This window comes from Nitrosospira sp. Nsp11, assembly GCF_900142705.1.
Classification (GTDB): Bacteria; Pseudomonadota; Gammaproteobacteria; order Burkholderiales; family Nitrosomonadaceae; genus Nitrosospira.
In genome coordinates this window covers 168,539-195,024 of record NZ_FRBV01000004.1, presented here as the reverse complement: position 1 = coordinate 195,024, position 26,486 = coordinate 168,539, and the positions used below count along the sequence as shown (strand labels likewise).

Below are 26,486 nucleotides of genomic sequence, written 5' to 3'. Positions count from 1 at the left end.
TGGCTGCGTTATGAAACAAGTCCGGAGAGAAAAATTGCTCCTAATAAGTTTGACGATGGTGATCCAGTTTGCCGCGGCGTATCGTCCGGCACGCGATAAATTGTAGCCAAAACAGGCGAAGCATGCTGCGTTGGACGAAATTCCGATAACCGGTCAAGGATCGGCAAGGGCTTTCAAATGGGCAGCCACGCTTCGCCCAAGTGCGGGCAAGTCATACCCCCCTTCCAAAGCGGATACGATGCGGTTGCCGGCGTGCTTTTGCGCCACCTCCCTGATCTTTTGTGTTACCCATGTGTAATCCGCTTCCACCAGATTCAATGAAGCAAGATCGTCATCTTTGTGCGCATCGAAGCCGGCCGAGATGAACAGCATCTGCGGTTGGAACCTTTCCAGCGCGGGTAGCCAGAATTGGTTCACCGCTTCGCGGAACAGTTGGCCATCACTACCGGCGACCAGCGGAATATTGACCATGCGTTCCGAGCGCCCCTTCACCCCGCTATATGGATACAAAGGGTGTTGGAAAGTGGAAACCATCATGACTCGCGGGTCATCCCGGAAAATATTCTCTGTGCCATTGCCGTGATGCACATCGAAATCTACCACGGCAACACGCTCCAGTGCATGCGCCTCAATGGCGTGCGCAACCCCTGCCGCGACATTGTTAAACAGGCAGAAGCCCATCGCGCGGTTGCGTTCCGCATGATGACCGGGGGGACGAATACTGCAGAAGGCATTTTCCACTTGCTCTCCAGCCACCAGATCCGTTGCCAGAATTACCGCACCCACGGCACGATAAGCGGATTGCAGGCTGTACCGGTTCATCGCCGTGTCCGGATCGAGATTCACGAGGCCCGATGACAGCGCCTGACGCCCAGCGGCATCCAGCAACGCGATATACTCTGGTGCATGCACCCGTTTCAGTTGCCCGAGGGTGGCTAGTGGTGCAAGATGGCGCTCCAGTTTATCCATCAGGCCGGAGGAGGCCAGCTCATCCTCAATCGCCTTGAGCCGCGCTGGGGACTCAGGATGGTGTAAACCCATATCGTGTAGCAGGCAATCGGGGTGCGAAATGAAGGCGGTATGCATATCAAACTCCTTTTTATTCCCTGCCACGCGTACGTTCTCTACTTTGACGCATTCTTCATGCAGTTGGCTTCTTACAAATTGGAAAGCAACATTCAGTCCGTGATAATCTCATAAAATAAGAAACCCAAGAATAAGTCCGCCCATCCGCTTGTTCGCAACTGACCGGCAACCCGGCGGGGCTTATCCAGAGGTCCCCAAAAATAAGGCGTTCGATGTCTCTTCTTCGACAACTCCGGTTGACGGTCATCCTGGTTACCCTGGCAAGTTTCACAGGCAGCTTTGCCATAAGCCTGCTCAGTGCGCGAAGCTATCTGGAACAACAACTCCATCAAAAAAATATCGATAGCGCCAATTCTCTCGCCCACTCGATCTCGCAACTGAGCAAGGATACGGTGACGATCGGTTTGCAAATCGGGACACTTTTCGATAGCGGCCAATATGAGGCGATCTCTATCACTTCGCCCGATGGCAGGGTTATTGCCGAAAGGGTGCGGGATCGGAAAGACAGTGCTGTTCCCGAGTGGTTTATCGACCTGTTCCCCATCAGCGCCGAAGCGGGCATCGCTCAGATCTCGGACGGCTGGATGCATTTCGGCGTCATCAAGGTTGCGGCTAACGCCCAGTTCGCCTATCAGGCTCTCTGGGATCAAACGGGGACGTTATTGATCTGGTTTCTGGCCGCGGGCATATTCTGCGGGCTCATCGGCATACTGATACTGCAGCGTGTCAAAAAGCCATTGGCAGCAATGGTCAAGCAAGCTGAAGCTATTACGGAACGGCGTTTTCTCACCATTTCCGACTCTCGCATACCCGAATTGCGCACCATCGCGCATGCGACGAATGACATGATAAGACGCTTGCATAACAGGGCCATAGAAGAAGCGTCCAGGATGGAGAGCCTGCGCAAACTGATAAATTACGACCCCGTCACGGGCCTGGCAAATCGCGCCCATTTCATGACCCGGTTTCTCGAAATTCTGGATGGCAAAGAGGGCGAAGGCGCTACTCAGGATGGAAATGGTAAAGATACCGCTCGCGGCAAAGACCAGATAGATATGGCTTCGAGCGAGGGCGCCGAAGACGCGGCTTTGATCCAGGATGGCGAACATACCAGCCCCGGCGGCGATACCGGAGATACCGCCCCGAGCGAGGATGATAAAAATGTCGTAGCCGTAGCGAAGACGAAGCGCGCACAAGGCGTTCTTTTCCTGGTGCGGATCAATAACCTGGAAGAGATCAACCAGAAACTCGGCCGTGATGAAACAAACAGCCTGCTCCGTGAGGTCGGCAAGCTCATAGGCAACCTTGCCGGCAGGGCCTGCGATAGCGAAATATGGAATCCGCTGGCTGCGCGCCTGAACGGGTCGGATTTCGTCCTGGCCATTCCTGATATTGATGATGCAAGCCAGATCGCGGATCAACTGGCGATGGAATTGGCGGTATTGTCATCAAAAATCGACCGGGAGATAACCGACCTGTACCACATCGGTGCGGTTCGATACCAGGCCGGGGATAAGCTTGGCGAACTGTTAGGCAACGCCGACATAGCGCTGACCACCGCCGAGCGCGCAGGCATCAATGCCTGTCATATCGTTGACGCGCAGCCTGATCAGCTTCCTGCCCCGGTCGTCAATATCGGTGACTGGCGGAATATCTTCAGCGATGCGCTAGCCGAAGACCGCTTCAAGCTGGTTCTGTGTCCCGTAGTCGGTCCGACTGGCGCTCCGTTGCATCAGGAGGCCTTTGTCCGCATGCAAGCCCAGCATAACGGAGGCTGGCTGGATGCGAGCGATTTCATCAACATCGCTGCACGCCTCAATCTTACCGGGCCTCTTGATCTGGCTGTCATTCGCCACGGACTCGAAACGTTGCAGTCGTTGACTGGAGAACTTGCGATCAACGTGTCCATTGAAACAATAGCAGATTGGGATTTTCGGAATAAGCTTGCAGAATTGTTGGACCAATATCCAAACCTGTGCCAGCGGCTCTGGATAGAAGTACCGGAGTATGGAGCGTATCGAAAATTCGAAGCTTTTCGTGACTTCTGCTATACCTTCAAGGTACTCGGCTGCCGTATCGGCATTGAACACTTTGGCCATCACTTCGCCGAACTGAGGGAACTGACCGGCCTCGACCTCGATTACATCAAGGTAGACGCCAGTTTCGTGCACGGCATCCACCAGAACAGGAATAACCAGAAATTCCTGAAGGGGTTGTGCCGGCGCGCCCACAGCATTTGTATCATAGCAATTGCCGACGGTGTGCAAACGGAAGCGGAGCGGAAGGCATTGATAAAACTCGATTTCGACGGTGTTACCGGACCCGGGGTAAAGTAGCGGGACCTTGCCCGCCTCGTGGAATTCCCGAGAGCGGATCCATAGTCCTGTCGTGGCAAGGTTCTTCTTGCATTGCTCGAGTAGTGCATCTATAACACGTTAAATAGCCCTGCAAATTCCAATAATACAAAGGATAAATCATGAGTCCCTCATATACATGGAAATTTTTCCGCGCGGGTGGATTCGATCAGGTACAAATCGATAATGGTGCGGATTTGCTGGCACTAAAAGGATTGGATCAGAAGTTGTGGGTAGCGTTGAGCTGCCCCACACGTGGGATAGAATTCGACACTAAAACGCTGGATTTGATCGATCATGATGCAGATGCGCACGTGCATGCGAATGAAGTGCTGGCAGCTATCGCGTGGGCGGGCGGTTTACTGAGGAATTCAGACCTGTTGGTAGAAGGGTCGGATCGGGTGGCTCTCGCTGATATAGATGATAGTAGCGAAGAAGGACAACGGGTGCTTGCGTCAGCACAATACATTCTGAAAACGCTAGGCAAGCCAGATGCGGCAGAGATTTCACTGGCGGATATGGCTGACATCGAGAAATTTGTTGCCGGTCTGGAATTCAATGGCGATGGCGTGGTTCCCGCCAGCCAGATTAAGGATGCAGGGTTGCGCAAAACGATCGAAGACATCATGAAGTGTCGCGGCTCAGTAATGGATGTGAGCGGGAATGCGGGCCTCAATCAGGAAATCAATGATGCGTTTTTTGCAGAAGTCGCCATTTTTTCGGACTGGGGCGTTAAGGGTGACGCCGATGCCGATATTCAATTTCTGGGTGACAAGACACAAGCCGCGGCTGATGCCTTCCATGCCGTCAAAGAAAAGGTCGATGACTACTTCACGCGTTGCCAGATGGCCGCTTATGATGTGCGCGCAGCCGTCCCGCTAAGCCGCTCCACCGAGGATTATGAGGGCATTGCCGCACAAACGTTATCGGCAAAAAACACCGACATCGCAAGTTTTCCGCTTGCGACAGTGGAACCGGACAAACCCCTCCCGCTGATTTCCGGCCTCAATCCCGCCTGGCAAAAACAGATAGACGCGTTGCGCGAGCGTACCATTGTGCCGGTATTCGGCGATAAGGAAAAATTGCTCGCGTCGGAGTGGGCCACCCTTTGCACCAAATTCGACGCATTTGAAAAATGGCAGTCCGCCAAGCCAGCCTGTTGTGCCGAGCAGCTCGGCAAGGAACGCCTAGGCGAGATCTCCCGCAGCAAGCACAAGGAAGCAATCGATGATTTGATTAAACGGGATAAAGCGGTGGAAAGCGAAGTAAATGCGATCCGCTCGGTGGAAAAACTGCTGCGCTATAAACGTGATTTATTTAATCTCGTGAATAACTTCGTATCGTTTCGCAGCTTTTATACGGGGAGAGATAAGGCGCTATTCCAGGTAGGCACACTGTACCTGGACGGACGCAGCTGCGAGCTGTGCGTAAGGGTTGACGATATAGGCAAACATGCTGAGTTTGCAAATACGAGTGGCCTGTATCTCGCGTATTGCGATTGTGTACGCAAAGGCGGCACGGAGAAGATGAGCATTGCCGCTGCCTTTACCGCCGGCGACTCCGATTTCCTGATGGTGGGACGAAACGGTATTTTCTATGATCGAAAGGGCCAGGACTGGGATGCCACTATTGTGCGAATCCTGGACCATTCGATCAGTATCCGTCAGGCGTTCTGGTCACCATATAAAAAACTGAGCAAATTTATCAGTGATCAATTGCAGAAGATGGCCGCATCGAAAGCGGCTGCATCGGATGAGAAGCTGCTCGTTGCCGCGGCGGTGCCTACTCCCCCCGTCACTCCGGGTGCGCCTCCTCCGCCGCCAACATCCAAGCCGCCTTTCGATGTAGGCAAATTTGCCGGGATTTTTGCGGCGATAGGGCTGGCGCTCGGCGCTATCGGCGGCATACTGGCTTCACTGGTCAGTGGAATATTGGGACTGCAATTCTGGCAAATACCTTTGGCGATAATCGGTTTGATGTTATTGATTTCCGGCCCGGCTATGATTGTAGCGTGGTTCAAGTTGAAGAAACGCAACCTTGGTCCCGTGCTGGATGCAAACGGCTGGGCGATCAACGCGCGCGCACGCATCAATATTCCATTTGGCACCTCGTTGACCAAGCTTGCTCGTTTGCCGGAAGGTTCGCGTCGCTCGCTGGCCGATCCATATGCGGAAAAAAAACCGGTGTGGCCGTTTTATATGTTGATTGCGGGAATCATCGTCGCCCTGATCGTCGTGTGGCAAATGGGCTTTTTCGGGGCGCCTCCAGTCAAATAATCAGGCTGGAGCGACATTACCCGTGAATGTTTCTGGCTTCGATGTGAATCTTCAGCTTTACAGGAGAATAAGCGCTTATGAATACTGACGAACTCAAGTCGGTGGCCGACGCTATCGTTGCGAAACAGAAGGGTATTCTGGCGGCGGATGAAAGCAACCCGACTATCAAGAAACGCTTTGATTCGATCGCGCTTGAATCCACTGAAGAAAACCGCCGGCGATACCGGGAAATACTTTTCACTGCGGATGGTATCGAGCGCTACATTAGCGGCGTCATTCTTTTTGATGAAACATTGCGCCAGAGCACGCGCGATGGTACGCCTTTTGCTGAATTGCTATCGAGCCGGGGGATCATACCGGGCATCAAGGTGGATAAAGGCGCAAAAGCGCTGGCATTGTGTCCCGGTGACAAGGTCACCGAAGGACTAGATGGGTTGCGCGACCGGCTTGCAGAGTACAAACAGCTCGGGGCAAGGTTTGCCAAATGGCGGGCTGTGATGGAAATCAATGAGCAGGACCTGCCTTCGACATACGCGATTCATGCGAATGCCCATGCACTGGCGCGTTATGCCGCCCTTTGCCAGGAAGCTGGCATTGTTCCGATTGTCGAGCCCGAAATACTCATGGACGGCGCCCACACTATCGACCGGTGCGAGGCAGCCACCTCACAAATGCTTGAAATTTTATTTGGGGAGCTTGACGCGCACGGCGTGCGGTTCGAGGGGATGCTGCTCAAGCCGAATATGGTGATTTCAGGGATGAAATGCCTGCAACAGGCCAGTCCGCAACAGGTTGCAGCGGCAACTATCCGTTGCATGCGCAGCTACGTGCCCGCCGCGGTTCCTGGAATCGTATTCTTGTCGGGTGGTCAAAGCGCGGAAGAAGCAACCGATCATCTCAACGCGATGAATACAAAGGACGCCCATCACCCTTGGCAACTCAGCTTCTCCTACGGGCGCGCGTTGCAAGCGCCGGTTTTAACCGCCTGGAAGGGGCAGGAAGGCAACGTTGCCGCAGCACAACGAACTTTCTTCAAGCGCTGCCAACTGAATGGTCTGGCTCGCGAAGGATTATATAGCCGGGTAATGGAAAGCAGTTAACCTGCATAACAATAAAATGGGTATCTACGCGATAACGGCGGTGGGCGCAGGTGCGGCGCTGGGCGCATGGCTACGCTGGTGGTTTGGCATGGCATTAAATCCGGTATTTCCCACCCTTCCCCTCGGCACTTTAATGGCGAACCTCACCGGCGGCTATCTTGTCGGCGTTGTGGTCGAGTATTTTCATCACAATACGATGCTGCCGCCCGAAGCACGGCTGTTTGCCCTTACCGGTTTTCTCGGCGGATTGACCACCTTCTCCACTTTTTCTGCTGAAACAGTCAACCTGCTGTTGCGCGAGCAATATGCCTGGGCTTGTCTCATTATTTTTTCACATCTGGCCGGCTCGCTGGCGATGACAGTGCTTGGAATCATGACGGTCAAATGGCTGGCGCAACATTAACCCGCTTGACCCGCTTGGCCCGATTAGCCTGCTTAAGCTGCGCAGTGTCGGTTCGGGCTCTGGCTGAATTCAACCGCGAAAGCGAAATGACGGGAGAAAGAAAATGAGGGGGGACGACACAAAAGGCACCTTTCTCAAATTCTTTGTCAGCGAATATCGGGAACATAATGGTATTCTGCTATACGAATGGTTGCTGGAGCGCGCCAAAAAAAGCGGCTTGCATGGCGGCACCGCGATGCGCGCGTTAGCGGGCTTTGGGCGGCACGGGGTATTGCACGAAGAAACTTTTCTCGAGCTCGCGGCAGACCTGCCGGTGGAAGTTAGCTTTGTCGCGAGCGAAGAGGAAGCAAGGCGCTTCCTGGATTTGCTGCAGGCGGAAAACCTGGACCTTTTTTACGTCAAATTCCCGGTCGAGTACGGGTTTTTGCCGAAGTAAGAAGACCGGTTGAACCGATGGCGGTCTTTCATATCCACAATTTCCGTTGCATTACAGCAGGTTAACCAAAACTGGTTCTCTGGTGGATGCGCGTACAACCGGTAGGTCGGGCTTCGCCCGACATGTTTTTTCGATCGTCGGGCGGAGCCCGACCTACCCGGCGCCTGGTCAATTTACAACTGATGCATTTTTGCGATCCTGAGCAATCAATTGCGCGAGGCGCGAATCAGTAAGGAACATCCGTTTCATATCGATGCCAGGGTATCATTGCCCGATCACCTGCATTGCCTTTGGCGCTTCACTGCCTGTGAAACACACGGCTTAGCCAGATGGGCAGCGGAATGGCCTTATTCGACATTTCACCGTTTCGTTGCCGCCGGTGTCTATCCTCCCGATTGGGGCATTGCCGAAAGCGAAAATGACGGCGGACCTTTTGGCGAATAAGACGGGAACGATGCTGAGTTGACGACCGACCCCCATATAACGAGTAGACCGGGCTATGCCCGGGAACCAAATAACGATGTCGGGCGGAGCCCGACCTACCATGCAACTTGTGGCACAATCCGCCGTCTTGCGCTTGCCGACGTTATCCACAATCGCGCGAAGCAGTTCTTCCTTCTTCATTTCGCATAATGCTGCTTTGCGCGTCTTCGGGATGCTGGCAGACTCTACAATCGCTTTGCAATGCTACTCAAATCGCCGGGGCTTCCGTACGCTCACGCACATAGTTATGAAGTTCGCCTTTTCAAGAACGGGATGGGTAAGGACAGCGGAAGGACGCGTTGCGTCATTGGCGCTGCTGTTGACTAGTGACGAGTTGTTGGCGCAATTTCCAGGGACCTGGAAGTGTCCAGAAGTCCGTCGGGGGTAGCGGCGCGGACGTAAACCTGCTTGTCACTCCCCTCCGGCAAGGATAAGGCCTCCGGAGGCATAACTCTGCTGCCCTCTTCACTGGTAATACGCTCTCCTCTCCATACCAGGCCGATGATGAGCGCCACGATGATGATTTTTACGCGCACAGTTACTTTTTCCCGCATATATTAGGAACTGCATTGATGAGTCGAGAAAAAAGACCCGGAGCAGGATCACTGCTGCCGGGCCCGTGGCGTTTGCTGCAAGGGAAAAGCCGGCATTGAATTCCGCTAGCTGTTCCCCAGCTGAATATTACTCGTTCTGGACGCGCCGCCAATTGGACTGAAGTACAACCCAGGCGCACACAGAAAGATAAAAAGGTATTGGAGAGGGCTGCAAAGCTTGCAGTAGTCATGGACATAACCGGACATCATTAAATGGAGCGCCTCGCCTATTTAAAACGTCGCCTTGCTGCAGGTCTGCGTCGATTTTCAGGTTGATGAGGGATAAACTTTCCGCTTTATGGTCCTTAGTGGGTTTTGCTTTATGGTTCTTATGGGGTTTTTTTAGGCGTTTATGCTATAAATAAGTGAACTCTTCCATTCAGATCACCGCCTCGAATGCTTAGGTTTAACCGGGCAGCGCCAACGAAAGGCTTACGATATGGCGGAACAACAAGACGAAAAAGCCAAGCTGCCGCTAGCGGGAATATTTGCGTTGATCTCGATGATAAGCAGCTTCTTCATCTATCAGCAAATGTCACTCCAGACTTCCCGGCCGATCCACAAGGACACCGCAAGTCATATATTCGCGGAAAAGGGAACTGTACAGTCGCGCCTTTGGCAGGACCCATTCGAAGCAGTCGAAGCGCATCGGCTTAGCGAGAAACAAAATCCGGAAATGTCGAGCCATAAAGCGAAGCTTCCCTACCCGCTTTCCGGCCTCATCAAGGTCATTGCAGAATCGGGAATTTCATCCGGGCTTCGCGTCGTGCCGGTATTTGTCGATGGAAGCCCCTATTCCAGTAGCGCCGAGTCGCGGCTGAACGATCGTTATGCCGTCGTATCGGCTTTGGGAGCTGCGGGATACGTACCTGAATCAGGTGAATATATCCGGTTTTTCGAATGGACTCGTCAGGACATGACGGCAAGCACAACCGCCTTGACAGTTCCGGTTGAATTGTTCATTCCCAAGTCGAAAATGCAGAATGAGCAAAATCGGCCTTACGTTCTAGTTTTATGGTTAAAAGATCAGGACTTCAGCCAGAAACCACTCAGGTCTCTGAATGAGCTCCTAACCGAATTCAATGAGGCGCTTAAAACCGGCGCACCTCATGTAACCTCGACGTATAGCGTGCTGGGACCCCGGTTTTCCACCGGCCTGAGCGCCATGCTGAAGGAAATGGATAGGGAGTCTAGAGACGAGTCGTCACCGTCCGGCCACCGGTGTTCAGCCTCGAACCCACACTTCAGCGAATTGAAAGACACGCGTTTCTATTCTCCTTGGGCAACAGCGAAGGATATTTTCTTGTTGGACCATTCCGCTGATCCTGAGAATAAAGAAGAGTCGCGAAGAACCACCGAGGAAATATTCGACTGCGCAGGAATCAAAAACTTTACCAGGACCATCGACACGGATGCCGTGCTTGCGGAGCAGCTTCTGCAAGAGCTAAAGCGCCGCCGAGTGGATTTGAAACCTTGCCCAGGTAAAGATTGCAATCCTAAAGTCGCGCTGATTTCCGAATGGGATACCCTTTATGGACGTGCGCTGCCGCGCACGTTTGCCGCGGTTGCGATGAACAACGGTTCTGGCGAGGCCAACCCGGCATTGGAAGCTGAAATTGACAAACTGCTCGGAGATGACTGGCCCGAGTGGATCTCACGACACTCATACCTGGCAGGACTTGACGGTGAACTGCCGGCGAAGGGCTACGATAAGGGGGACGATAAAGCCAATGCACAGGCTCAGGTAAAAGGTCAGGCGTGGTTCGGAAACCAGCCTCAGGGTGTCGAGAAAAATGTCGGCCAAAGGCCTGAAGGCCGCAGCCAGCTGGATTATGTCGTCAGGCTGGCTACGGCCTTGAAGCAAGAGGAAGCAAAGAATGGGAAATTCAGCGCAATCGGCGTGCTGGGTGGTGATGTGTATGATAAGCTTTTGATTTTGCAAGCTTTACGTGACAGGTTTCCAACCGCTATTTTTTTTACGACCGATCTTAACGCCAGGCTGGCCTTTCCTGCCCAGTGGAAGTCGACCCGCAATCTCATCATCGCTTCGCACTTCGGGCTGGAACTTCAACCTGAGCTGCAAACACCCATTCCGCCTTTCCGCGACAGTTACCAGACATCGTTGTTTTATTCCGCTCTGATGGCGTTGGAGTACGTCGTTGCTGTTGCTGATAAGGCGAACTGCCCGGATTGCGTCCAGCTGAGCGCGGATATGAATAAAAAACCGGAGCCAAAGAATTCCCTGAGGAACACAGGGCCGAGATTGTATGAAATCGGGCGGCACGGCGCTTTTGACATCAGTACCACCCACCCCCACCTGCCCAATTACGCAAGCATCCATCCAGTGCGGCCAGATATGAATACCTATTTCAATACACGGCAGAATCTGAAATGGCTGGCGGTAGCAGTCGCCATGGCTGTTATATTTATTATGGGCATCATGCTGATCAGCAGCGCGGCGGCAGATATTTTCCTCCGACTTGGTTCAAACATATTGTTTTGGCTGGGCCTCGCCGTCGTGGTCGTGGTAATTTTCGACCTGGTGGAAGGAATGCCGCCTGCTGCTGAGAACGAGCCGCTTGCGTTGACCGAGGGAATCAGCGCATGGCCAACGGCGGCAATTCGCCTGCTTGCTTTGGTTACGAGCTTGCTCTTTCTCTGGTATTCGCGGCAAAAGATGAAAGGTAACGAAAACATTCTGACACGCGAATTCGCCTTCGAAGAAAAAAACGGCAAGGACAAAGATAAGTCCGGAGATGAACTTGGCCGCGCACATTCTTTAGCAGGGTTGCTCACTCGGGCCATTCGCCGCTCTTTAGGATTATATATGTGGCGCCCGCATACCGCAGGCCAGATCGATGCCACTCGTCTCTGGCGCGAATACACGATAATGGGTGAATTGAAAAATTTCAGCATGAGGGGCTTGCCGCAGGTAGCTGTCGCTTTGTGCGTTGCCTGGCTGATGATGGTGCTATTCGGTTTTCCCAATACGCCATGTCGGGGTTCGAGCTGTTTCGCGATAAATGACGCGCTCATCGTCATGAGCGTAACAGCGATGATGCTCCTGATATTCTATGTAATAGATGCCACGCGGCTCTGCCGTAGATGGGTCAACTGCATTGCCATGCGTAAAGTACGATGGCCTGATGGCACCTTGGCAAAAATAGCTGGCGAGCGCGGCATCGGCAAAGAGAATCTGGACGAATGGCTAGGCATTGAATTGATCGCGGAGCGCACAACCGTCATCGGCAATTTCATCTATTTCCCTTTCATCGTCATGTTTCTTTTAGGTATTGCACGTTACAACTACCTTGACAATTGGGACTTCCCCCTTGCACTCGTCATTATTTTTACGCTCAACGCGACACTTATTTTTGTCAACAGCATGGCATTGCGAAAATCCGCCGAGATAGCCAAACGAGAGGCCATCAAGCGCCTTGAAAGCAAACTTATCCAGCTACCCGGTCAAACACCGGACGAAATAAAGCAGAGGCAACAGATTGAGTGGGCGATTCGCGCAATCAAAAACAACCAGAGGGGAGCCTTCCTACCCTTTACGCAGCATCCGTTCTTCGGGGCAGCGATAGCCCTGCCTTCAGGTGGATTTGGACTCGCGCTATTGCTGGAGTATCTTGCAACCGGTTTCTGAAGCGAATGAAATAATGTTTTGCGGTTGCAGTTGCAGTCGCACAAGCAACAGTCGCCCAATACAGGACTTTATTGATATGCCTGGCAAAAAACTTTCCTATACCCTTGCTTTTCTGCTGCTCGTGCCGCACGCTTTTGCGCAGGAGCCGCCGCAGGTCCCGCCCCAACCAGCCGTTGTCAACGAGAATGCCAAGCAACAGCAACAGGATGAAAAAACACCCTCCCCGCCTGGTGCTAATCCACTAAATTTCGAGGGCATTGTTATTCAGGTAATGCCGCTGGAGGTAAAATCGATGAGCGGCGAGATACGCCAGTTTTTTACCGAGGAAAAGGAGGCTTCAATTGCTGAGCTCAAAACCGGCGACCTGATCAAACTGACCTATGAACATACTTCCAAGGGCAACATCCTCAAAGGTGAAATCAAAGCAGTCGGTAGAACCATTGGTGGCACGATAAAGGAAATCGCCATCGATATGTCGTGGCTCGTCGTGCGGACTCGGCAGCCGGATAAGCCGGAGAATGAGATCAATATACCGCTCCAGGTAGACAAGCAATTCCAGCCCCTTGTTTCTGCGATGCGCCCCGGAGACGGGATCAATGCAACATTCGTGCGCGATGGAAGCGTCGACGCCATGGAGGGAATCAATCACGTTAAATCTCTTGAATGGCAGAGCAAGCCGGTCGGCCGTGGCACGCGATGGTTCTCGCTCATCGGTGCGCTGATATCACTTTGGGTTATCGCTTTCATTTTTACGAAGGGCCATCCAACAGCATTATTTCTCGGAACGGACAATCGTTACAGCAGTTCGAAATTCCAGACCGTTCTCTGGTTTACGCTCGTAATCAGCGCGTATATAGCTATCGTGTCGCACCGCATCGCGGCAGCCGGCTGGACTTATGTGGGCGGAGTAGATATTCCGCCCAACCTGCTCATCCTTTCCGGCATCAGCGTACTCACCTTTGCTGCTGCCAAGGCGATTACAACAGGAAAGGTCGAAGGCAAGCCCGACATGAAAACTACTGCCATTGCACCGAGAGCAACCGACCTCATCACTGATGACAACAATAAAACCGACCTGGGCGATTTCCAGATGGTGGCAATTACAATCCTGGCAGTCATTATCTACGCTATATCTGCGGTCGAATTCATGGAGCACATCGAGTTCCGCCGTTTCGTCACGATGCCTGATGTCGACGCAACCATGCTTTCCATATTCGGCTTGGGTCAGGCTGCCTATCTCGGCAAGAAAGCCGCTGGAGAGGGGTAGCTCGAATACTGATCAGGCCTGGCATTTCCAGCTTCCGAGTGGAAGCCGGCGCCACGAAGCAAGTCGCAACCGTTCAGTTTGGGCGATAATGCGCAGGAGGGCGCTCGAAGCGGTCGTTTTCTGGAATGTATGTTCCCGTTTTTGGGATGCGCTCATCCAGGTCGTAGCGCCCGTCAAGGTAGGCCAACTGCTCGGTTAGCCTGCGACGCGTGGCGGACCCGTCCAAGTTAAATTCCACGCAGCCTTCTCGCTTGTGAACGCACCCAGCCATGAGGTTTTATACGATGCAATCGTATCGTTACTGCTATACCGTTTTCGAATTTCCGTTCTTTCGTTTAACGTGGCACCTCTTTACTTGAATATCGGTAACTTGCCCCCCCAACTCCCGTTGTTTCGGCACATATTGCGTAGCCCACTCGTTTATTCTCGTCATGACGGGCTCAATCACGCCGTTGGCAACCCCCCCCGTAAGGTCAAGCTGATCAGCTAAAAAACTCTTACCCACACTTGGTTTGAAACGGCGTCCGACATAAACCGCCACTGCAGTGCTAAAGGCAACGTTCAGCGTGAGGGCACCTTTATCGGTGGACCTAATTCCTATGAAAGAAAGTTCCGAGGCTTTCCGAAGGGGAAATAAATAGAACGAGGGCAGGCATAAATGAGGGTGCCACCTGGACAAAAGCTCATCTTCGATTAGCGTGTCAATCCAAGACAGGATTTCATCTAAATCGAAACGGGTGAGGAAGTTGTCATATGTGATGGTAATTGTAAACTCAGGTTCGTATTCTTCCATTTCAGTCTCCTCAATCTTTAGTTGGACACTTGCAGGGAAACGTTACTAGAAGCGATTTAAAGAGTGAGAAATTTTTCTCGCACAACGAGACATCAACTCGGACAATTCCTCCTTAATGCGAGTAACTAAAATGAGTGGCGTTAAACCTGATCCAGGCCCCGCTTCATTTCGTTTTTAACCGGTTTCTTAGCACCGCTGACACCGAAGTATAGTTCATACGAACGAGGTTGCTAGTGCCATTGCCGCCACTAGTAGCGCGTTAGGACTAACGATTCCGCTTTACGTGGGACAGTTAACAGACTCCCCCGGAATGGCTGGGTAAAACATACCCGTTCTCCACCTTATCCGTGAAACGCAACGCACTCTCATGCAGGTCGGTTATTGACGGCCATTACGTCCCACGGTGTTCCGCCTATTTGTATTGGCGGTACTATGGAAGCGGCGATATCTTTTTTGGTGAATGCATGCGTTGGCATAATTCCCAATCCTCCATGAGTTCATCTTGATGTTCCTGTGCCCATTCTTGCGCGCGCACGCGTGCGGGAACTACAACTCCGAAAGCTTGCGCGAGCGAAAAGGGAAGCCTTACGCGAGCCAGGAAACCCCCAAGGCCGGACATTCGACCCTACAGCAAAACGCGCACGTTGTAAGTAAATTAGGGGCTGACCGGCCTCAGCGAGATTTTCGAAGCGCGCACTTGCCCATGTCAAACGTCAACCCCTCGTTACGATACCCCCAGACAGCGGTAAAGTTGCGGGTATCGTCGTTATTTCCGGAATCGATTGTCAATGAAACGATTATCGGCTCATTTCCGGGATGCGCAGTTGGTATGAGCTTACCGATCGCCGTAAGGTTACCCGAGGCCGGATCCCTGAATACAGTCGCCTTGGCTGCGTAGCAGTTCGTCCATAGGCAAGCTGATAACTCGCCGGTTGCCGTGCTGTAGGCGAACCACTCGGCATGCTGGAAATCGCTGACTATCTTTTCGCACTGGTCTATGGTGCACTCATATTTGATATCCGGCCTGCAATCATATTCCCGGTTTTCCTGCCCAGCCGCGATCACCGGGCTTGATGACAGCATAGACAACAATGACAACAATGCGGAGCCGCAGAAGGCGTCATCCCGGCGCCCATGATGCGCCCGCCGACACTCGTCACTGGGGTCCATTACGGTTCCGCAATGGTAAATCCCCATTCCCTCAGCCGGGAGATAAAAGCCGGCAGGTCCCTGGCAGTCCCCGCTTGCACATGCATGAGAATACTGAAGGATTCCCTACGCGGCTGTTGCTCGAACTGACTCTCGATATTGTTTATTTTTTCCGGTCCCAGACCTTGAGGGGTTTTCCAATCCTCGGTATCGATGTCCCAGGTTACGATGGCCAGGGATAGATCCCGTGCCACCTCGACCAACTCCGGATCGAGGTGACCACGGAATCCCCCCGCCCCGTATGGCGGACGGATTTTAGTCGGCGTTATGCCGGTCGTTTTCTCGATTATGTTTTGGGTGCGTTCCAGTTCACTGCGCACGCTTTGTTCCGACGCCCGTTCAAGATCTGAATGGCTCCAGGAATGGTTCTGAATGTCATGCCCCTGATCGACAATCATTCTTGCCGCTTCGGGATATTGCCTTACCTCGTCGCCCAGAACATAAAACTCCGCCTTGATTTCCTCCTGTCGTAGCGTCTGCAGGATGCTTTCAAGTGCTGCCAGGGGCGCTGGCCCGTCGTCGAACGACAGTACTACCGATTTTTCATCACCCAGCATTCTAATTCTCCCGATAAGATGAATGATTAACGCAACCCTGGCCATGCCACTGGCTCATCTGTTCCTGAATCCAGGTATTGCTCCTGCGCCGGTGCCGCCCGCTGGAGTGCGGCCGAATGAAGCCGTGATTTTTTTGCTGCTATGTTATGGATACAAAGAACGTTATCATTGGATAGCCTTTTTAACTATTAGATCAACGCTGGCAGCTAGTCAAGTTTGGTATATTCGAGGTGTCTCCCAGGTATGGTTGCTGAACGCGAAACACGTATATTCATTTTCTGCAATTTTTTATAAGGAAATCTCACATGAGCCAATATCGCATTGCCATAGTGATCGGCAGCCTTCGCCATGATTCGTTCAACCGCAAACTGGCTGCTGCAGTGATGCGACTGGCTCCGCCGGAGCTTACTTTCAAACAATCCCAAATCGGCGATCTGCCGCTCTACAATCAGGACGACGATGGAAACCAGGCGGACTCAGTCAAGCGATTGAAGAGCGAAATTACGAATGCCCACGGGCTTCTGTTCGTCACGCCCGAATACAATCGTTCGATGCCGGGTGTGCTCAAGAACGCGATTGATCACGCCTCGCGTCCCTACGGGGAGAATGCCTGGGCCGGAAAACCCGCGGGCGTGATGGGTGCCTCCATTGGCGCGGCGGGCACAGCCATGGCCCAACAGCACCTGCGCAATACCCTCGCTTACCTGGATGTACCGACGCTCGGCCAGCCTGAAGCGTTTATCCATGTGAAAGAAGGATTGTTCGACGAGAACGGAGGCATCGGGATTGAAGATACGAGAAAATTCCTGCAAAACTGGATGGACCACTATGTTGCCTGGGTGAAAAAGCTGGCCGACTGATAAACCAGTTTTTATGGTTGAAGCGCTTTTGCTTGGACTACTCCTCGCGCCCGGGACTTGCCGCTGGCCTGATGATCATCCTCAACGATTGATCCTTGGTAAAGTAAGCGACTCCCCAGTTGAACAAGGTCATTATCCTGTTTCGATAGGTAATCAAGGAAAAAAGATGAATGAACAGCCATGTCATCCAGGCAGCCCAGCCGTTGAAGTGGATTTCGGGCTTGGGAAGGTCTGCCACGGCTTTATTTCGCCCGATTATGGCCATCGAACCCTTGTCATGATAGAAAAACGACTTTAATGGTCTGCCATAAAGTACGGCGAGCAGGTTGCCGGCCAGGTTTTTACCCTGCTGAAGCGCTACCTGCGCCAATTGCGGGTGCCCCTGCGGAAAATTCCCGTCGGTAACCATCAGGCAAGTATCGCCGATAGCATAGATATTCGAGATGCCCTTCACCCTGTTATGCTCGTCCACTAGAAGCCGGTTGCCGCGACCATAGCAATCCGGCGGAACGCCTTCGAACACTTTTGCGGTTACCCCCGCGGTCCAGAGCAGGATTCGGGTCTTGATCGTTTCGCCATCGGCAAAGAGGACGGCATTGTTTACATAATCCTTCACCAGTTTGTTCAGCTGTACTTTCACGCCCATTTCAACCAGCCGGTCATAAGCATATTGCTGCGATTTTTCGCTCATCGAGGTCAGCAACCCGGGTGATGCATCGACAAGGTAGATATCTACTTCGTGGCCGGCCAATTCCGGATAATCCTTTTGCAGGATATTCTCGCGCATCTCCGCGAACATTCCCGCAATTTCAACCCCGGTGGGTCCGCCACCCGCGATGACGACCGAGAGCGGCACCTTTTGCGCTCCGGCGGCGGCAACCGTTGCCTCCTCCATTTTCTGGATCATGTCGTTGCGGATTTCTATTGCATCATCCACTGTTTTCATCGGTAGGGCTGCCTTGCGGATATTTTCCATTCCAAAATAGTTAGTCTCCGTGCCCGTGGCGAGAACAAGATAATCATAAGACAGCTCTCCGGTAGACAAAAGAACCTTGTTGTCTTCCGCAATAACCTTTTGCAGGTCGCCCAGACGGAAACTTACGTTCCTTCTGCCATGAAAGAATTTGCGAAATGGATAACAGATATTGGATACCTCAAGAAAACCCGTCGCAACCTGATACAAAAGCGGCGGAAAGAAGTTGTAATTATTCATATCGACTAGCATGACATGAAAACCGGGTTCTTCAGCCAGGTGCTTCACCAGGTTAAGCCCTGCAAAGCCGCCGCCGATGATGACAACTTCTTTTTGCATTTTTTATATGCCGAGAATGACAGGAAGCTCAAATATCAAGACATATCTTACCGAAGTGCCGGTTGGATTCCTGATAGCGGAAAGCCTCCACAAGTTGTTCCAACGGAAAATGCCGATCGATCATCGGGCGCATTCCATTAGCATCAATGGCGCGGATCATTTCCATCTGTTGGCGGCGGCTGCCGACGACCAGTCCCTTGAGGCACAACTGGCGCGTGAGAACCGGGAGCAACGGCAGCGTTCCCGTCACGCCGGAGAGGATGCCGATGATCGCGATGTGCCCACCGATGCGTGCCGCTACCATGGATTGCGCCAATGTCGAAGGTCCGCCTACCTCTATGACATGATCAACCCCGCGACCCGCCGTCAAGCGGCGCACCGAGTCGCCCCAATTCTGGTCTTTCCGATAGTTGATCAGGTAGTCTGCGCCTAGCGCTTCCAGCCGGCCAAGCTTCTCATCGCTGGATGAGGTGGCGATTACCGTCGCGCCCGCCATCCTGGCGAATTGCAAAGCAAATACCGAAACGCCGCCGGTGCCCTGGATCAACACGGTCTCGCCGGGCTTCAACGCGCCATCCACCATCAATGCGCGCCAGGCTGTCAATCCCGCGCAGGTAAGCGTGGCCGCCTCGGCGTGGCTATATCCCTTGGGCGCACGGGTGAACGCAGTGGCAGGCATGGTTACCTGCTGGCGCGCAAAACCATCGATGCCATCGCCTGGAACGGTGCTCATATCATCAATCTCAGGCTCACCGTCCAGCCACACCGGACAGAAAGTACTGACGACATGATCACCCGACGCGAATTCAGTCACGCCCTCACCCGTCGCGACAACCTCTCCCGCTCCATCCGACATGGGGATACGCGCAACGGAGGGGGCCCACATCCCGCTGACCACTGCGTAATCATGATAATTAAGCGAACTCGCCTGGATGCGGACCGTGATCTCGCCCGGTTTCGGCGGTAAAGGATCGCTTGTGCCCAGCGTTACACGATCAAACCCCCCGCCTGGCTGCACGTAAATGGCCTTGTTGGTCATGTTGTTTCTCCTGTCGAAGCTTGGAACAGGTTGAGATGGAAAGAACGTTTTTGTGGTTGTAGCGTATATACTTTATCAGGTTGCAAACAACTAAACGACACTCGCGAGGTCAGGCATCCTCACGGATTCGAAGAGATCACTTGCCCATGCGGGCCCCCGATCAAAAAACGCTCGACACCGTCTTTGTCTTTTGATGAACAAGGAAAAACAAATCCATGGAATCCAGGGCCATCATCAACACCGAAAACATAATTACTACCAAGGAATTGTTCACGCGTATCAAACGGCTGGAACAGGAACTGAATTACCACTGTTCCGATGAATATTCAAAAGAGCTGAAGGCGCTGAAAATACTGGAGAGAAACGTTGAAGCCGCCGCCACGGTTTCGACCTATGAACCGGGCTCGGACCTGGTTCGCGACAGTTATCTGGAGGAATATAAAAAAGCCGTACAAACGCTACGGGGTACGGCGAATACGGGTGAAGTACCCTTCCGTCCCGTTGATTTCGGCGGCATAACCTATTGGCTGCGTCAATGAAGCTTAAGCCTGGTTGCGCTTGAGCTTCAATCCGACTCGCGGCATTATTGCATCCGCTGGATTTGCTTGAGCGCCTCACTCGGCTGGCCCATCGCATTTTTGCGCGCATCTCTGCGGTCCCGGTATATTCCCGCCCGTATGAGCAGCATCGAGGTCACCGGAGATGTCGTTACGACAAATAGCGAAATCAGCAGTTCCTGAAAGACGAACCGTTGCGCATGCAAGGAAGCGATCAATATCGATGCCAGCAATACGCAACCGAGGCCGAGCGTATTGCCCATGGTAGGCGCATGTATCCGCGAAAACAGATCAGGCAGCCTGAGCAGGCCGAAGGAGCCCGTCAGCGCGAGCACCGCGCCCGAGATCAGCAGCAAGGAAGCCAGCACATCCGCCCATACGGGAATATCCGTTGTCATCATGACTCGATTACCTCTCCGCGCAGCAGAAATTTTGCCATGGCTGCCGAACCGACAAAGCCGAACAGCGCAATCAGCAGGGCAATATCGAAATATATTCTGGACCCGAACTGGATGCCGAGCGTCAGCACAGTCAGCATGGAATTAACATAGAGCGTATCCAGCGCCAGCACGCGATCTTCCGCAGCCGGCCCACGCAGTAGCCGGATAGCCGCGCAAATCATGGCCAGTGCAAAAGCAATCAGCGCGAAGGACAGGGCCCAGGGTAGCAGGGTATTCATTCGAAAATCTCCATCAGGGGGCGTTCATAACGGTCTTTGATCGTACGGACCCAGGCCTCCTCATCTTGCAGGTCGAGGACATGGATCGTCAAGGCAGCACCATCCGGCGCCAGTCCCGCCCAGATGGTGCCAGGTGTCGCAGTCACTATACAGGCAAGCGTGGCGAGCCCATACGGATCGCGCATATCAATAGGGATTTGCATGAAGCCGGAATTCGAGCGTGCTTTCGCCGACCCGAAAATAATACGTGCAACCGCGATATTGGAGAGGGTGATATCAAGCAACACAACGAACATCAGCTTGACCGCAACCAGGAGGTGACCGGGACGCGCGCGCGATCGCAGCATTGCAGCAGTCGCAAGGGAGACAGTTATCGTCATGGCGAGGCCCAGCACGATCTGGCCCGGCGCCAGCGAATCATTGAGCAGGAGCCAGATCGCGAACAGAACTATCGTAAACAGCGACAGAGATGGCCATCTTTTCATCGCTCAGGTTCCCCAGTCCCAAATGACGGGGATGATAAAAGGCCGTTCCCCAGCACGGCATCAATATATACTTGCGGTGACGACAACGAAATCTCGGTAAGTGCGAGATAATTGGCAGCCGGCCCGGCTCCCGCCGTGAGCCCCATGCTCAGCAGCAGCAACATGGCCACCGGGGCGGCTTCGGTCAGATGCAGCCGCGGCGTAACGATCTCATCCGAACTCCAGAACAGGCGCATGCCCATTCTGCACAATGCAATGATGCCGGCCAGCCCGGACCCTAATATCGCTGCCCATAACGCCCAGGTCGAGGCCGACACAGTCTCGAGCGGCGCGGTTCCCAGCGCGGCCGAAAGAATCATGAATTTGCCGACGAAGCCGGATAGCGGCGGCAATCCCGTTACCAGCAGCGCACACGATACGAAGCTCAGGCCCAGAAACGCCATGGCTGCGGGTAGCACAATACCCACCACTTCATCCGGACGGGCAGGGTCGAGCGGATCGTCGAGGCCGAATGATTCCAGCGACACGTCTATCGCGTTGTCGCCAAATCGCTGGGTACGCTCGATCATTTCGCTCAGCATGAAAAAAGCGCCGGTCGCCAACACAGAACTGACCAAATAAAACATCGCCGCGCCTTTCATCCCCTCTCCCCCCAACCCAAGCGCCGCCAATAGCGTGCCGGCTGACACGATGACACAATACGCAGCCAACCGCTGTGGTTGCTGTACGCTGAGCATGCCTGCGGTACCGAGTGCAAGCGTGACCATGCCGATGCCGAACAGCCACCCATCGTTAAACGGCGCAGGTGCGCCCGAGACAGACAGCAGCGACCCCAATCGCAGCAGCGCATAAATCCCTACTTTGGTCAGGATTGAAAAGGCCGCCGCCACCGGCGCCGCCGCAGCGCCATAAGCCGCGGGCAGCCAGAAGTTCAATGGCCATGCGCCAGCCTTGACCAGAAATGCCACACCGAGGATCGCAGCACCCGCTTCGAATAAAATACGGTCGCCGTCGTCCAGTCCCGGCACGCGCACGGCCAGATCCGCCATGTTCAGTGTTCCGCTTGCACCATAAATCAGCGATACACCGATCAGAAAAACAAGCGAAGCCGCCAGATTAATGGCGATGTAATGCAAGCCTGCCTTGACGCGAGCAGCGCCCAGACCATGCAGGAGCAAACCGTACGACGCAGCCAGCAACACTTCGACAAACACGAACAGGTTGAACAGGTCGCCGGTGAGAAAAGCGCCATTCACGCCCATGATCAAAAACTGGAACAGTGACTGGAAATGAGGCCCCATCCGTTTCCAGCGCGCCAGCGCATATACCAGCGATGCCAGTGCCAATACCGCGGTCAGCATCAGCATCACAGCCGACAGGCGATCCGCCACCAGCACGATACCAAACGGCGCTTCCCAGCCGCCTAGCAGATATACCGCGATTCCTCCCGGCCAAATCTCCGGCATGCCGCGATTGGCCATATATACGAGCAAGGCAGCCACCGTGAGGTTTGCCAGCGTGGCGCTGAGTGCGATGAACGTGCGGGTGGTGCGCCGGGATTCGGCAAACAGCAACATTACCGCTCCGGCGACGAGCGGTATGACTACCGGTAATACCGGCAAATGCTGTAGCCAGCTCACGGTTCAGGCTCCTCCTCGCCATCGACGTGATCCGTGCCGGTCAAGCCCCTGGATGCGAGCAAAACAACCAGAAACAGTGCCGTCGTGGCAAAACTGATCACGATTGCTGTCAGCACCAGCGCCTGGGGCACAGGATCGTCAAAGAGCGATGGGTCGGGGTCGAGCGTGGCAATGATAGGCGGGAGATGGACAGCCAGTCGCCCCATGCCAAAAATGAACAGATTGACCGCGTAAGACAGCAGTGAGAACCCGATAATGACCTGAAAGGTACGCGGCCGCAGCAGCAGCCATACGCCAGATCCGGTCAGCACGCCAATCGCAAGAGCGTAGACAATTTCCATCAAGCCTCCGGTCCCGCCTGTGCAGGAAGCGCTGCCACGCTGACCGTGGCCGCCTCGGGCCGTGCCTGGGCCGCGCTTTTCCGATGGGCCCGTAACGATTGGTGCGCGAGCGCCACCAGGATCAGCACCGTTGATCCGATCACCAGAAAATAGACGCCCAGGTCGAACAACAGTACCGTGGAAAGATGCAGTTCGCCGATTACCGGCAACGTTCCGTGCCACGCCAGGGCGGAGAGAAAGGGACGTGTTGCCACCCATGCCGATAAACCCGCGCCCGCCGCGCACAAAAGTCCTGCCCCGATCCAGTAATGCGGGCGAATACGCGTGCGCGACTCCGCCCAGGCCGTGCCGCCGACGAGGTATTGCAGAATAATTGCCGTCGCCATGATGAGCCCGCCCACGAACCCGCCGCCGGGCTCATTATGCCCGCGCAGCAGAAAAAATACCGATACCATGCCCGCAACGGGCAGCAGTAGCTGAACGAGCGTACCCGGCACCATCATCGGGCCCGGCGGCAGCGGCGCATGCGGGTCGGGCGCGGCAATGCCCGTCTGCGCATCCTGCTCGCGCTGCTGCTGCGGCGGTTCCATGCTCTCTGGCGCGGGGCGGAACCGGCGCAGCAGAGCGAACACAGTCAGCGCAACGATTCCAACCACCGTAATTTCACCCAGCGTATCGAAACCTCGGAAGTCGACGAGTATCACATTGATCACGTTGGAGCCGCCGCCCAGCGGCAACGAATTTTCGATGAAGAAATGGGAGATTCCTTTTCCAGCCTGCCGCGTCAGTACCGCATAGCTCAACATGGCCAGGCTGGCGCCGGCAATGCTTGCAAGCGCCAGGTCCCGCAGGCGCCGGCTACGCGCTCGCACCCGTGCCCCAAATGAATCCAGTGCATCATCGATCCAGGCGTACCGGGGCGGAAGCCAGCGCAGGCCAAGCAGGATCAGGACAACCGTCACAACCTCTACAACCAGTTGCGTCAGGGCCAGGTCGGGCGCCGAAAACCAGACGAATGTCATGGCTGTGGCGAGCCCCGCGCCACCTGCAAGGCTAAGCGCAGCAAGACGATGGTATTTGGCCTGAGTCGCTGCACCGATTGCGCACGCCGCGCCCACCAACCACAGCAGCGCGAATGCCGGCTGGAACGCCGACCCGGCCATATTGCCCGCCGGCAGCCCCTTGTGCAAGGGGATCAATGCAATGGCGAACACCGCGCAAATCAGGAGCAGCAACTGGACTTGCAAACGTTCTGTTGAAAGCCACCGCATCAGCCAGGCCGCCACTCCATCGAGCTTCTGGATCGTAAATTCAAAAAGGCGCCTGCCGTCGAAGCGGTTGATCAGCGGTACTACCGCCGCGCCCTGCTGGTATTTGCCGAGCGCCAGATAGAGCCCGGTTCCGACAACCATTGCCACCAGGCTCATCACCAGCGGGAGATTCAGCCCATGCCAGACGGCCAGGCTATAGGACGGCATGTATGCGCCCAACACCGAACGGGCCGCCGTATCCAGGAAAGGCCCCATGGTCGCGGCTGGAAACATGCCGACCACCAGGCAAGCCAGTACAAGCAGTGCGCTGGGCAGCAGCATCCAGCGTGGCGGCTCGTGCGGCTTTCTTGGTAAATCCTGTGCAGGCGGCCCGAAAAATACCTGCAGGATAAAACGCAACGAATAAGCAACGCTGAATATTCCCCAGATCACAGCCAGCACGGGCAAGCCAATACGTGTGACCGCGTGGCCGCTGACAAACATCGTTTCCGCGAAGAACATTTCTTTTGAAAGGAAACCATTGAGCAGCGGGACACCCGCCATCGATGCCGCTGCAACCATGGCCAGCGTCGCAGTGATGGGCATGGCGCGATACAACCCGCTCAGTCGCGTAAGGTCTCGCGTGCCGGTCTCGTGGTCGACCATACCGGCCGCCATGAATAGCGACGCTTTGAACGTCGCATGATTCATGATGTGAAAAATAGCCGCGATCAATGCCAGCGAGCTGTTCAGACCCAGCAGCAGCGTGATCAGCCCCAGATGGCTGATAGTCGAATACGCCAGCACACCCTTCATGTCCCGCTGGAAAATCGCCGCATAGGCGCCCAACACAAGCGTAATGAGACCCGAGGTACCAATGATCCAGAACCAGGCTTGCGTACCGGCGAGCACAGGCCAGAGCCGCACCAGTAGAAATACTCCTGCCTTGACCATGGTCGCCGAATGAAGGTAAACGGATACCGGCGTCGGCGCCGCCATCGCGTGCGGTAGCCAGAAGTGAAACGGAAACTGGGCGCTTTTGGTGAGTGCACCCAGCGCGACCAGGACCAGCGCCGGCAGATACCATACATCCGCGCGGATGAGGTCGCCAGAAGCCAGCACTACATCCAGGTCATAACTGCCGACGATATGCCCCAGTATCAGCATGCCCGCAAGCAGGCATAAACCACCGGCCGCTGTCACGGTGAGTGCCATGCGGGCGCCACGGCGCGCATCCACCCGGTGGTACCAGTAAGCGATGAGCATGAACGACGTCAGGCTGGTCAGTTCCCAGAAAACCACTAGCTGAATGAGATTACCCGAGAGCACAACCCCTAGCATGGCGCCCATGAAAGCCAGAAAGAACGCGAAAAAGCGCGGCACGGGATCTTGCGCCGCCATGTAGTAGCGCGCGTACAGTATGACCAGCGCCCCCATCACGGACACCAGCATGGCAAACAGCCAGGCGAAACCATCTACGCGAAACGTAAAATCCAGGCCCAGTTCCGGCACCCAGGGCAAGACTGCGCGCACCACGCCCTCGCTGGCCACCTGCGGGTAGAGCTGAAACGTCAGCGTGACGCAGGCAACCGCAACCGCGCCCGCGAGCCATACCGCCGCATTGCGTGCGTGAGACGGCAGGAATGCCGCGCAGAGGCTGCCGGCAAAAGGCAGGATGACAATCCAGATTGGTGACATGAGTATTGTTATTGCTCCCAGGAATAACGGTGCAAACCCGAGGGCAACTGACGGTCAACTGTGTTGTGCGTTGTCTGCACCACCTGAACCGTCCGCTTCGAAAAAGAACCCAAGTTTTCCCGTGCCTGTGATTTTAAATGTGATGGCTCTCTAGATTGACAGCTAAATAGAGATTATCGCTGTTGTTGAGTCAGCGGCGCAGCATTTCAGACAACGGATATCGTGTTTTCCACGGATTTTACCGCAGACTAACCGTTAACCCTACCATTGATCGCATGGGTCAAGACGGTGGCTATGAAATATGCGTGCAGAATTCCTGAGCTTCTTGCAAAAGCAAAATAGCGAGAAATCTTCTATTGTTCTATAAGGTTAGAAGAGCTCAAAGCCCAACCATCTCACTAAAGTAAACGCGGGCGTGC

24 protein-coding genes are annotated in these 26,486 nt (G+C 54.4%); 10 read left to right on the top strand and 14 right to left on the bottom strand.

Annotated features, from left to right (window positions below; all coding sequences use genetic code 11):
• Nucleotides 1-153 precede the first annotated feature (153 nt).
• Complete coding sequence (locus BUA28_RS07450; RefSeq protein ID WP_072767483.1) at nt 154-1,086, bottom strand: histone deacetylase family protein; 933 nt, start codon at nt 1,084-1,086, stop codon at nt 154-156.
• 212 nt (nt 1,087-1,298) lie between these two features.
• Between BUA28_RS07450 and BUA28_RS07445 the strand changes: the two genes are divergently transcribed.
• The 6 genes from BUA28_RS07445 to BUA28_RS07420 all read left to right on the top strand — a co-directional run bounded on the left by BUA28_RS07445 (nt 1,299) and on the right by BUA28_RS07420 (nt 8,099).
• A complete protein-coding gene (locus BUA28_RS07445; protein WP_072767482.1) occupies nt 1,299-3,422 on the top strand; it encodes a bifunctional diguanylate cyclase/phosphodiesterase in 2,124 nt (707 codons plus the stop codon).
• A 140-nt stretch (nt 3,423-3,562) separates the two neighbouring features.
• Complete coding sequence (locus BUA28_RS07440; RefSeq protein ID WP_072767481.1) at nt 3,563-5,716, top strand: hypothetical protein; 2,154 nt, start codon at nt 3,563-3,565, stop codon at nt 5,714-5,716.
• A 77-nt stretch (nt 5,717-5,793) separates the two neighbouring features.
• Nucleotides 5,794-6,816 carry a class I fructose-bisphosphate aldolase gene (locus BUA28_RS07435; RefSeq protein WP_072767480.1) on the top strand — a complete coding sequence of 341 codons (1,023 nt, stop codon included), beginning with the start codon at nt 5,794-5,796 and terminating at the stop codon, nt 6,814-6,816.
• Nucleotides 6,817-6,832: 16 nt separating this feature from the next.
• Nucleotides 6,833-7,219 (top strand): fluoride efflux transporter CrcB, encoded by a 387-nt coding sequence (gene crcB, locus BUA28_RS07430; RefSeq protein ID WP_072767479.1) that lies wholly within the window; start codon nt 6,833-6,835, stop codon nt 7,217-7,219.
• A gap of 103 nt (nt 7,220-7,322) precedes the next feature.
• On the top strand, nt 7,323-7,655 hold the full coding sequence (locus BUA28_RS07425; RefSeq protein ID WP_072767478.1) for a DUF190 domain-containing protein: 333 nt from the start codon (nt 7,323-7,325) through the stop codon (nt 7,653-7,655).
• Between the two features lie 210 nt (nt 7,656-7,865).
• On the top strand, nt 7,866-8,099 hold the full coding sequence (locus BUA28_RS07420) for a hypothetical protein (protein ID WP_072767477.1): 234 nt from the start codon (nt 7,866-7,868) through the stop codon (nt 8,097-8,099).
• 362 nt (nt 8,100-8,461) lie between these two features.
• Here BUA28_RS07420 and BUA28_RS07415 read toward each other — a convergent pair whose 3' ends face one another.
• Nucleotides 8,462-8,692 carry a hypothetical protein gene (locus BUA28_RS07415; protein ID WP_072767476.1) on the bottom strand — a complete coding sequence of 77 codons (231 nt, stop codon included), beginning with the start codon at nt 8,690-8,692 and terminating at the stop codon, nt 8,462-8,464.
• Nucleotides 8,693-9,170: 478 nt separating this feature from the next.
• Between BUA28_RS07415 and BUA28_RS07410 the strand changes: the two genes are divergently transcribed.
• A complete protein-coding gene (locus tag BUA28_RS07410; protein ID WP_072767475.1) occupies nt 9,171-12,380 on the top strand; it encodes a hypothetical protein in 3,210 nt (1,069 codons plus the stop codon).
• Between the two features lie 76 nt (nt 12,381-12,456).
• Nucleotides 12,457-13,647, top strand: a complete 1,191-nt coding sequence (locus BUA28_RS07405; RefSeq protein ID WP_072767474.1) for a hypothetical protein — start codon at nt 12,457-12,459, stop codon at nt 13,645-13,647.
• 73 nt (nt 13,648-13,720) lie between these two features.
• Here the strand turns inward: BUA28_RS07405 and BUA28_RS15840 are convergent, their stop codons facing one another.
• The 4 genes from BUA28_RS15840 to BUA28_RS07380 form a co-directional block, all read right to left on the bottom strand.
• Nucleotides 13,721-13,885: an SRPBCC family protein gene (locus tag BUA28_RS15840; RefSeq protein ID WP_176767795.1), complete on the bottom strand. Its 165-nt coding sequence runs from the start codon at nt 13,883-13,885 to the stop codon at nt 13,721-13,723.
• A 66-nt stretch (nt 13,886-13,951) separates the two neighbouring features.
• The gene (locus BUA28_RS07395) at nt 13,952-14,440 is read right to left on the bottom strand and encodes a hypothetical protein (RefSeq protein ID WP_072767472.1); all 489 of its coding nucleotides are present in this window, start codon (nt 14,438-14,440) and stop codon (nt 13,952-13,954) included.
• Nucleotides 14,441-15,112: 672 nt separating this feature from the next.
• Nucleotides 15,113-15,610, bottom strand: coding sequence for a hypothetical protein (locus BUA28_RS07385; protein ID WP_072767470.1), 498 nt, complete (start codon nt 15,608-15,610; stop codon nt 15,113-15,115).
• On the bottom strand, nt 15,610-16,206 hold the full coding sequence (locus tag BUA28_RS07380; protein WP_072767469.1) for a polysaccharide deacetylase family protein: 597 nt from the start codon (nt 16,204-16,206) through the stop codon (nt 15,610-15,612). Before BUA28_RS07380 ends, BUA28_RS07385 begins: the two co-directional genes overlap by 1 nt.
• 305 nt (nt 16,207-16,511) lie before the next feature.
• Here BUA28_RS07380 and BUA28_RS07375 point away from each other — a divergent pair, with 305 nt between their 5' ends.
• Complete coding sequence (locus BUA28_RS07375; protein ID WP_072767468.1) at nt 16,512-17,066, top strand: NADPH-dependent FMN reductase; 555 nt, start codon at nt 16,512-16,514, stop codon at nt 17,064-17,066.
• Between the two features lie 37 nt (nt 17,067-17,103).
• Here BUA28_RS07375 and BUA28_RS07370 read toward each other — a convergent pair whose 3' ends face one another.
• Together BUA28_RS07370 and BUA28_RS07365 are read right to left on the bottom strand one after the other, a co-directional pair.
• Nucleotides 17,104-18,378, bottom strand: coding sequence for an NAD(P)/FAD-dependent oxidoreductase (locus tag BUA28_RS07370; RefSeq protein WP_072767467.1), 1,275 nt, complete (start codon nt 18,376-18,378; stop codon nt 17,104-17,106).
• 28 nt (nt 18,379-18,406) lie between these two features.
• Nucleotides 18,407-19,417, bottom strand: coding sequence for a zinc-dependent alcohol dehydrogenase family protein (locus tag BUA28_RS07365; RefSeq protein ID WP_072767466.1), 1,011 nt, complete (start codon nt 19,415-19,417; stop codon nt 18,407-18,409).
• A gap of 215 nt (nt 19,418-19,632) precedes the next feature.
• Here BUA28_RS07365 and BUA28_RS07360 point away from each other — a divergent pair, with 215 nt between their 5' ends.
• On the top strand, nt 19,633-19,956 hold the full coding sequence (locus tag BUA28_RS07360; RefSeq protein ID WP_072767465.1) for a hypothetical protein: 324 nt from the start codon (nt 19,633-19,635) through the stop codon (nt 19,954-19,956).
• Between the two features lie 44 nt (nt 19,957-20,000).
• Here the strand turns inward: BUA28_RS07360 and mnhG are convergent, their stop codons facing one another.
• The 6 genes from mnhG to BUA28_RS07330 are packed head-to-tail and all read right to left on the bottom strand — an operon-like array spanning nt 20,001 to nt 26,067.
• Nucleotides 20,001-20,375, bottom strand: coding sequence for a monovalent cation/H(+) antiporter subunit G (mnhG, locus tag BUA28_RS07355; protein WP_072767464.1), 375 nt, complete (start codon nt 20,373-20,375; stop codon nt 20,001-20,003).
• Entirely contained in the window at nt 20,372-20,653 is a 282-nt protein-coding gene (locus BUA28_RS07350) for a K+/H+ antiporter subunit F (protein WP_072767463.1), read from the bottom strand. Before BUA28_RS07350 ends, mnhG begins: the two co-directional genes overlap by 4 nt.
• The gene (locus BUA28_RS07345; RefSeq protein ID WP_072767462.1) at nt 20,650-21,138 is read right to left on the bottom strand and encodes a Na+/H+ antiporter subunit E; all 489 of its coding nucleotides are present in this window, start codon (nt 21,136-21,138) and stop codon (nt 20,650-20,652) included. Before BUA28_RS07345 ends, BUA28_RS07350 begins: the two co-directional genes overlap by 4 nt.
• Nucleotides 21,135-22,778, bottom strand: a complete 1,644-nt coding sequence (locus tag BUA28_RS07340; protein ID WP_072767461.1) for a monovalent cation/H+ antiporter subunit D — start codon at nt 22,776-22,778, stop codon at nt 21,135-21,137. The genes BUA28_RS07345 and BUA28_RS07340 overlap by 4 nt, the downstream gene beginning before the upstream one ends.
• Complete coding sequence (locus BUA28_RS07335) at nt 22,775-23,119, bottom strand: Na+/H+ antiporter subunit C (protein ID WP_072767460.1); 345 nt, start codon at nt 23,117-23,119, stop codon at nt 22,775-22,777. The genes BUA28_RS07340 and BUA28_RS07335 overlap by 4 nt, the downstream gene beginning before the upstream one ends.
• Nucleotides 23,119-26,067, bottom strand: a complete 2,949-nt coding sequence (locus tag BUA28_RS07330) for a monovalent cation/H+ antiporter subunit A (RefSeq protein WP_072767459.1) — start codon at nt 26,065-26,067, stop codon at nt 23,119-23,121. Before BUA28_RS07330 ends, BUA28_RS07335 begins: the two co-directional genes overlap by 1 nt.
• Nucleotides 26,068-26,486: the final 419 nt, after the last annotated feature.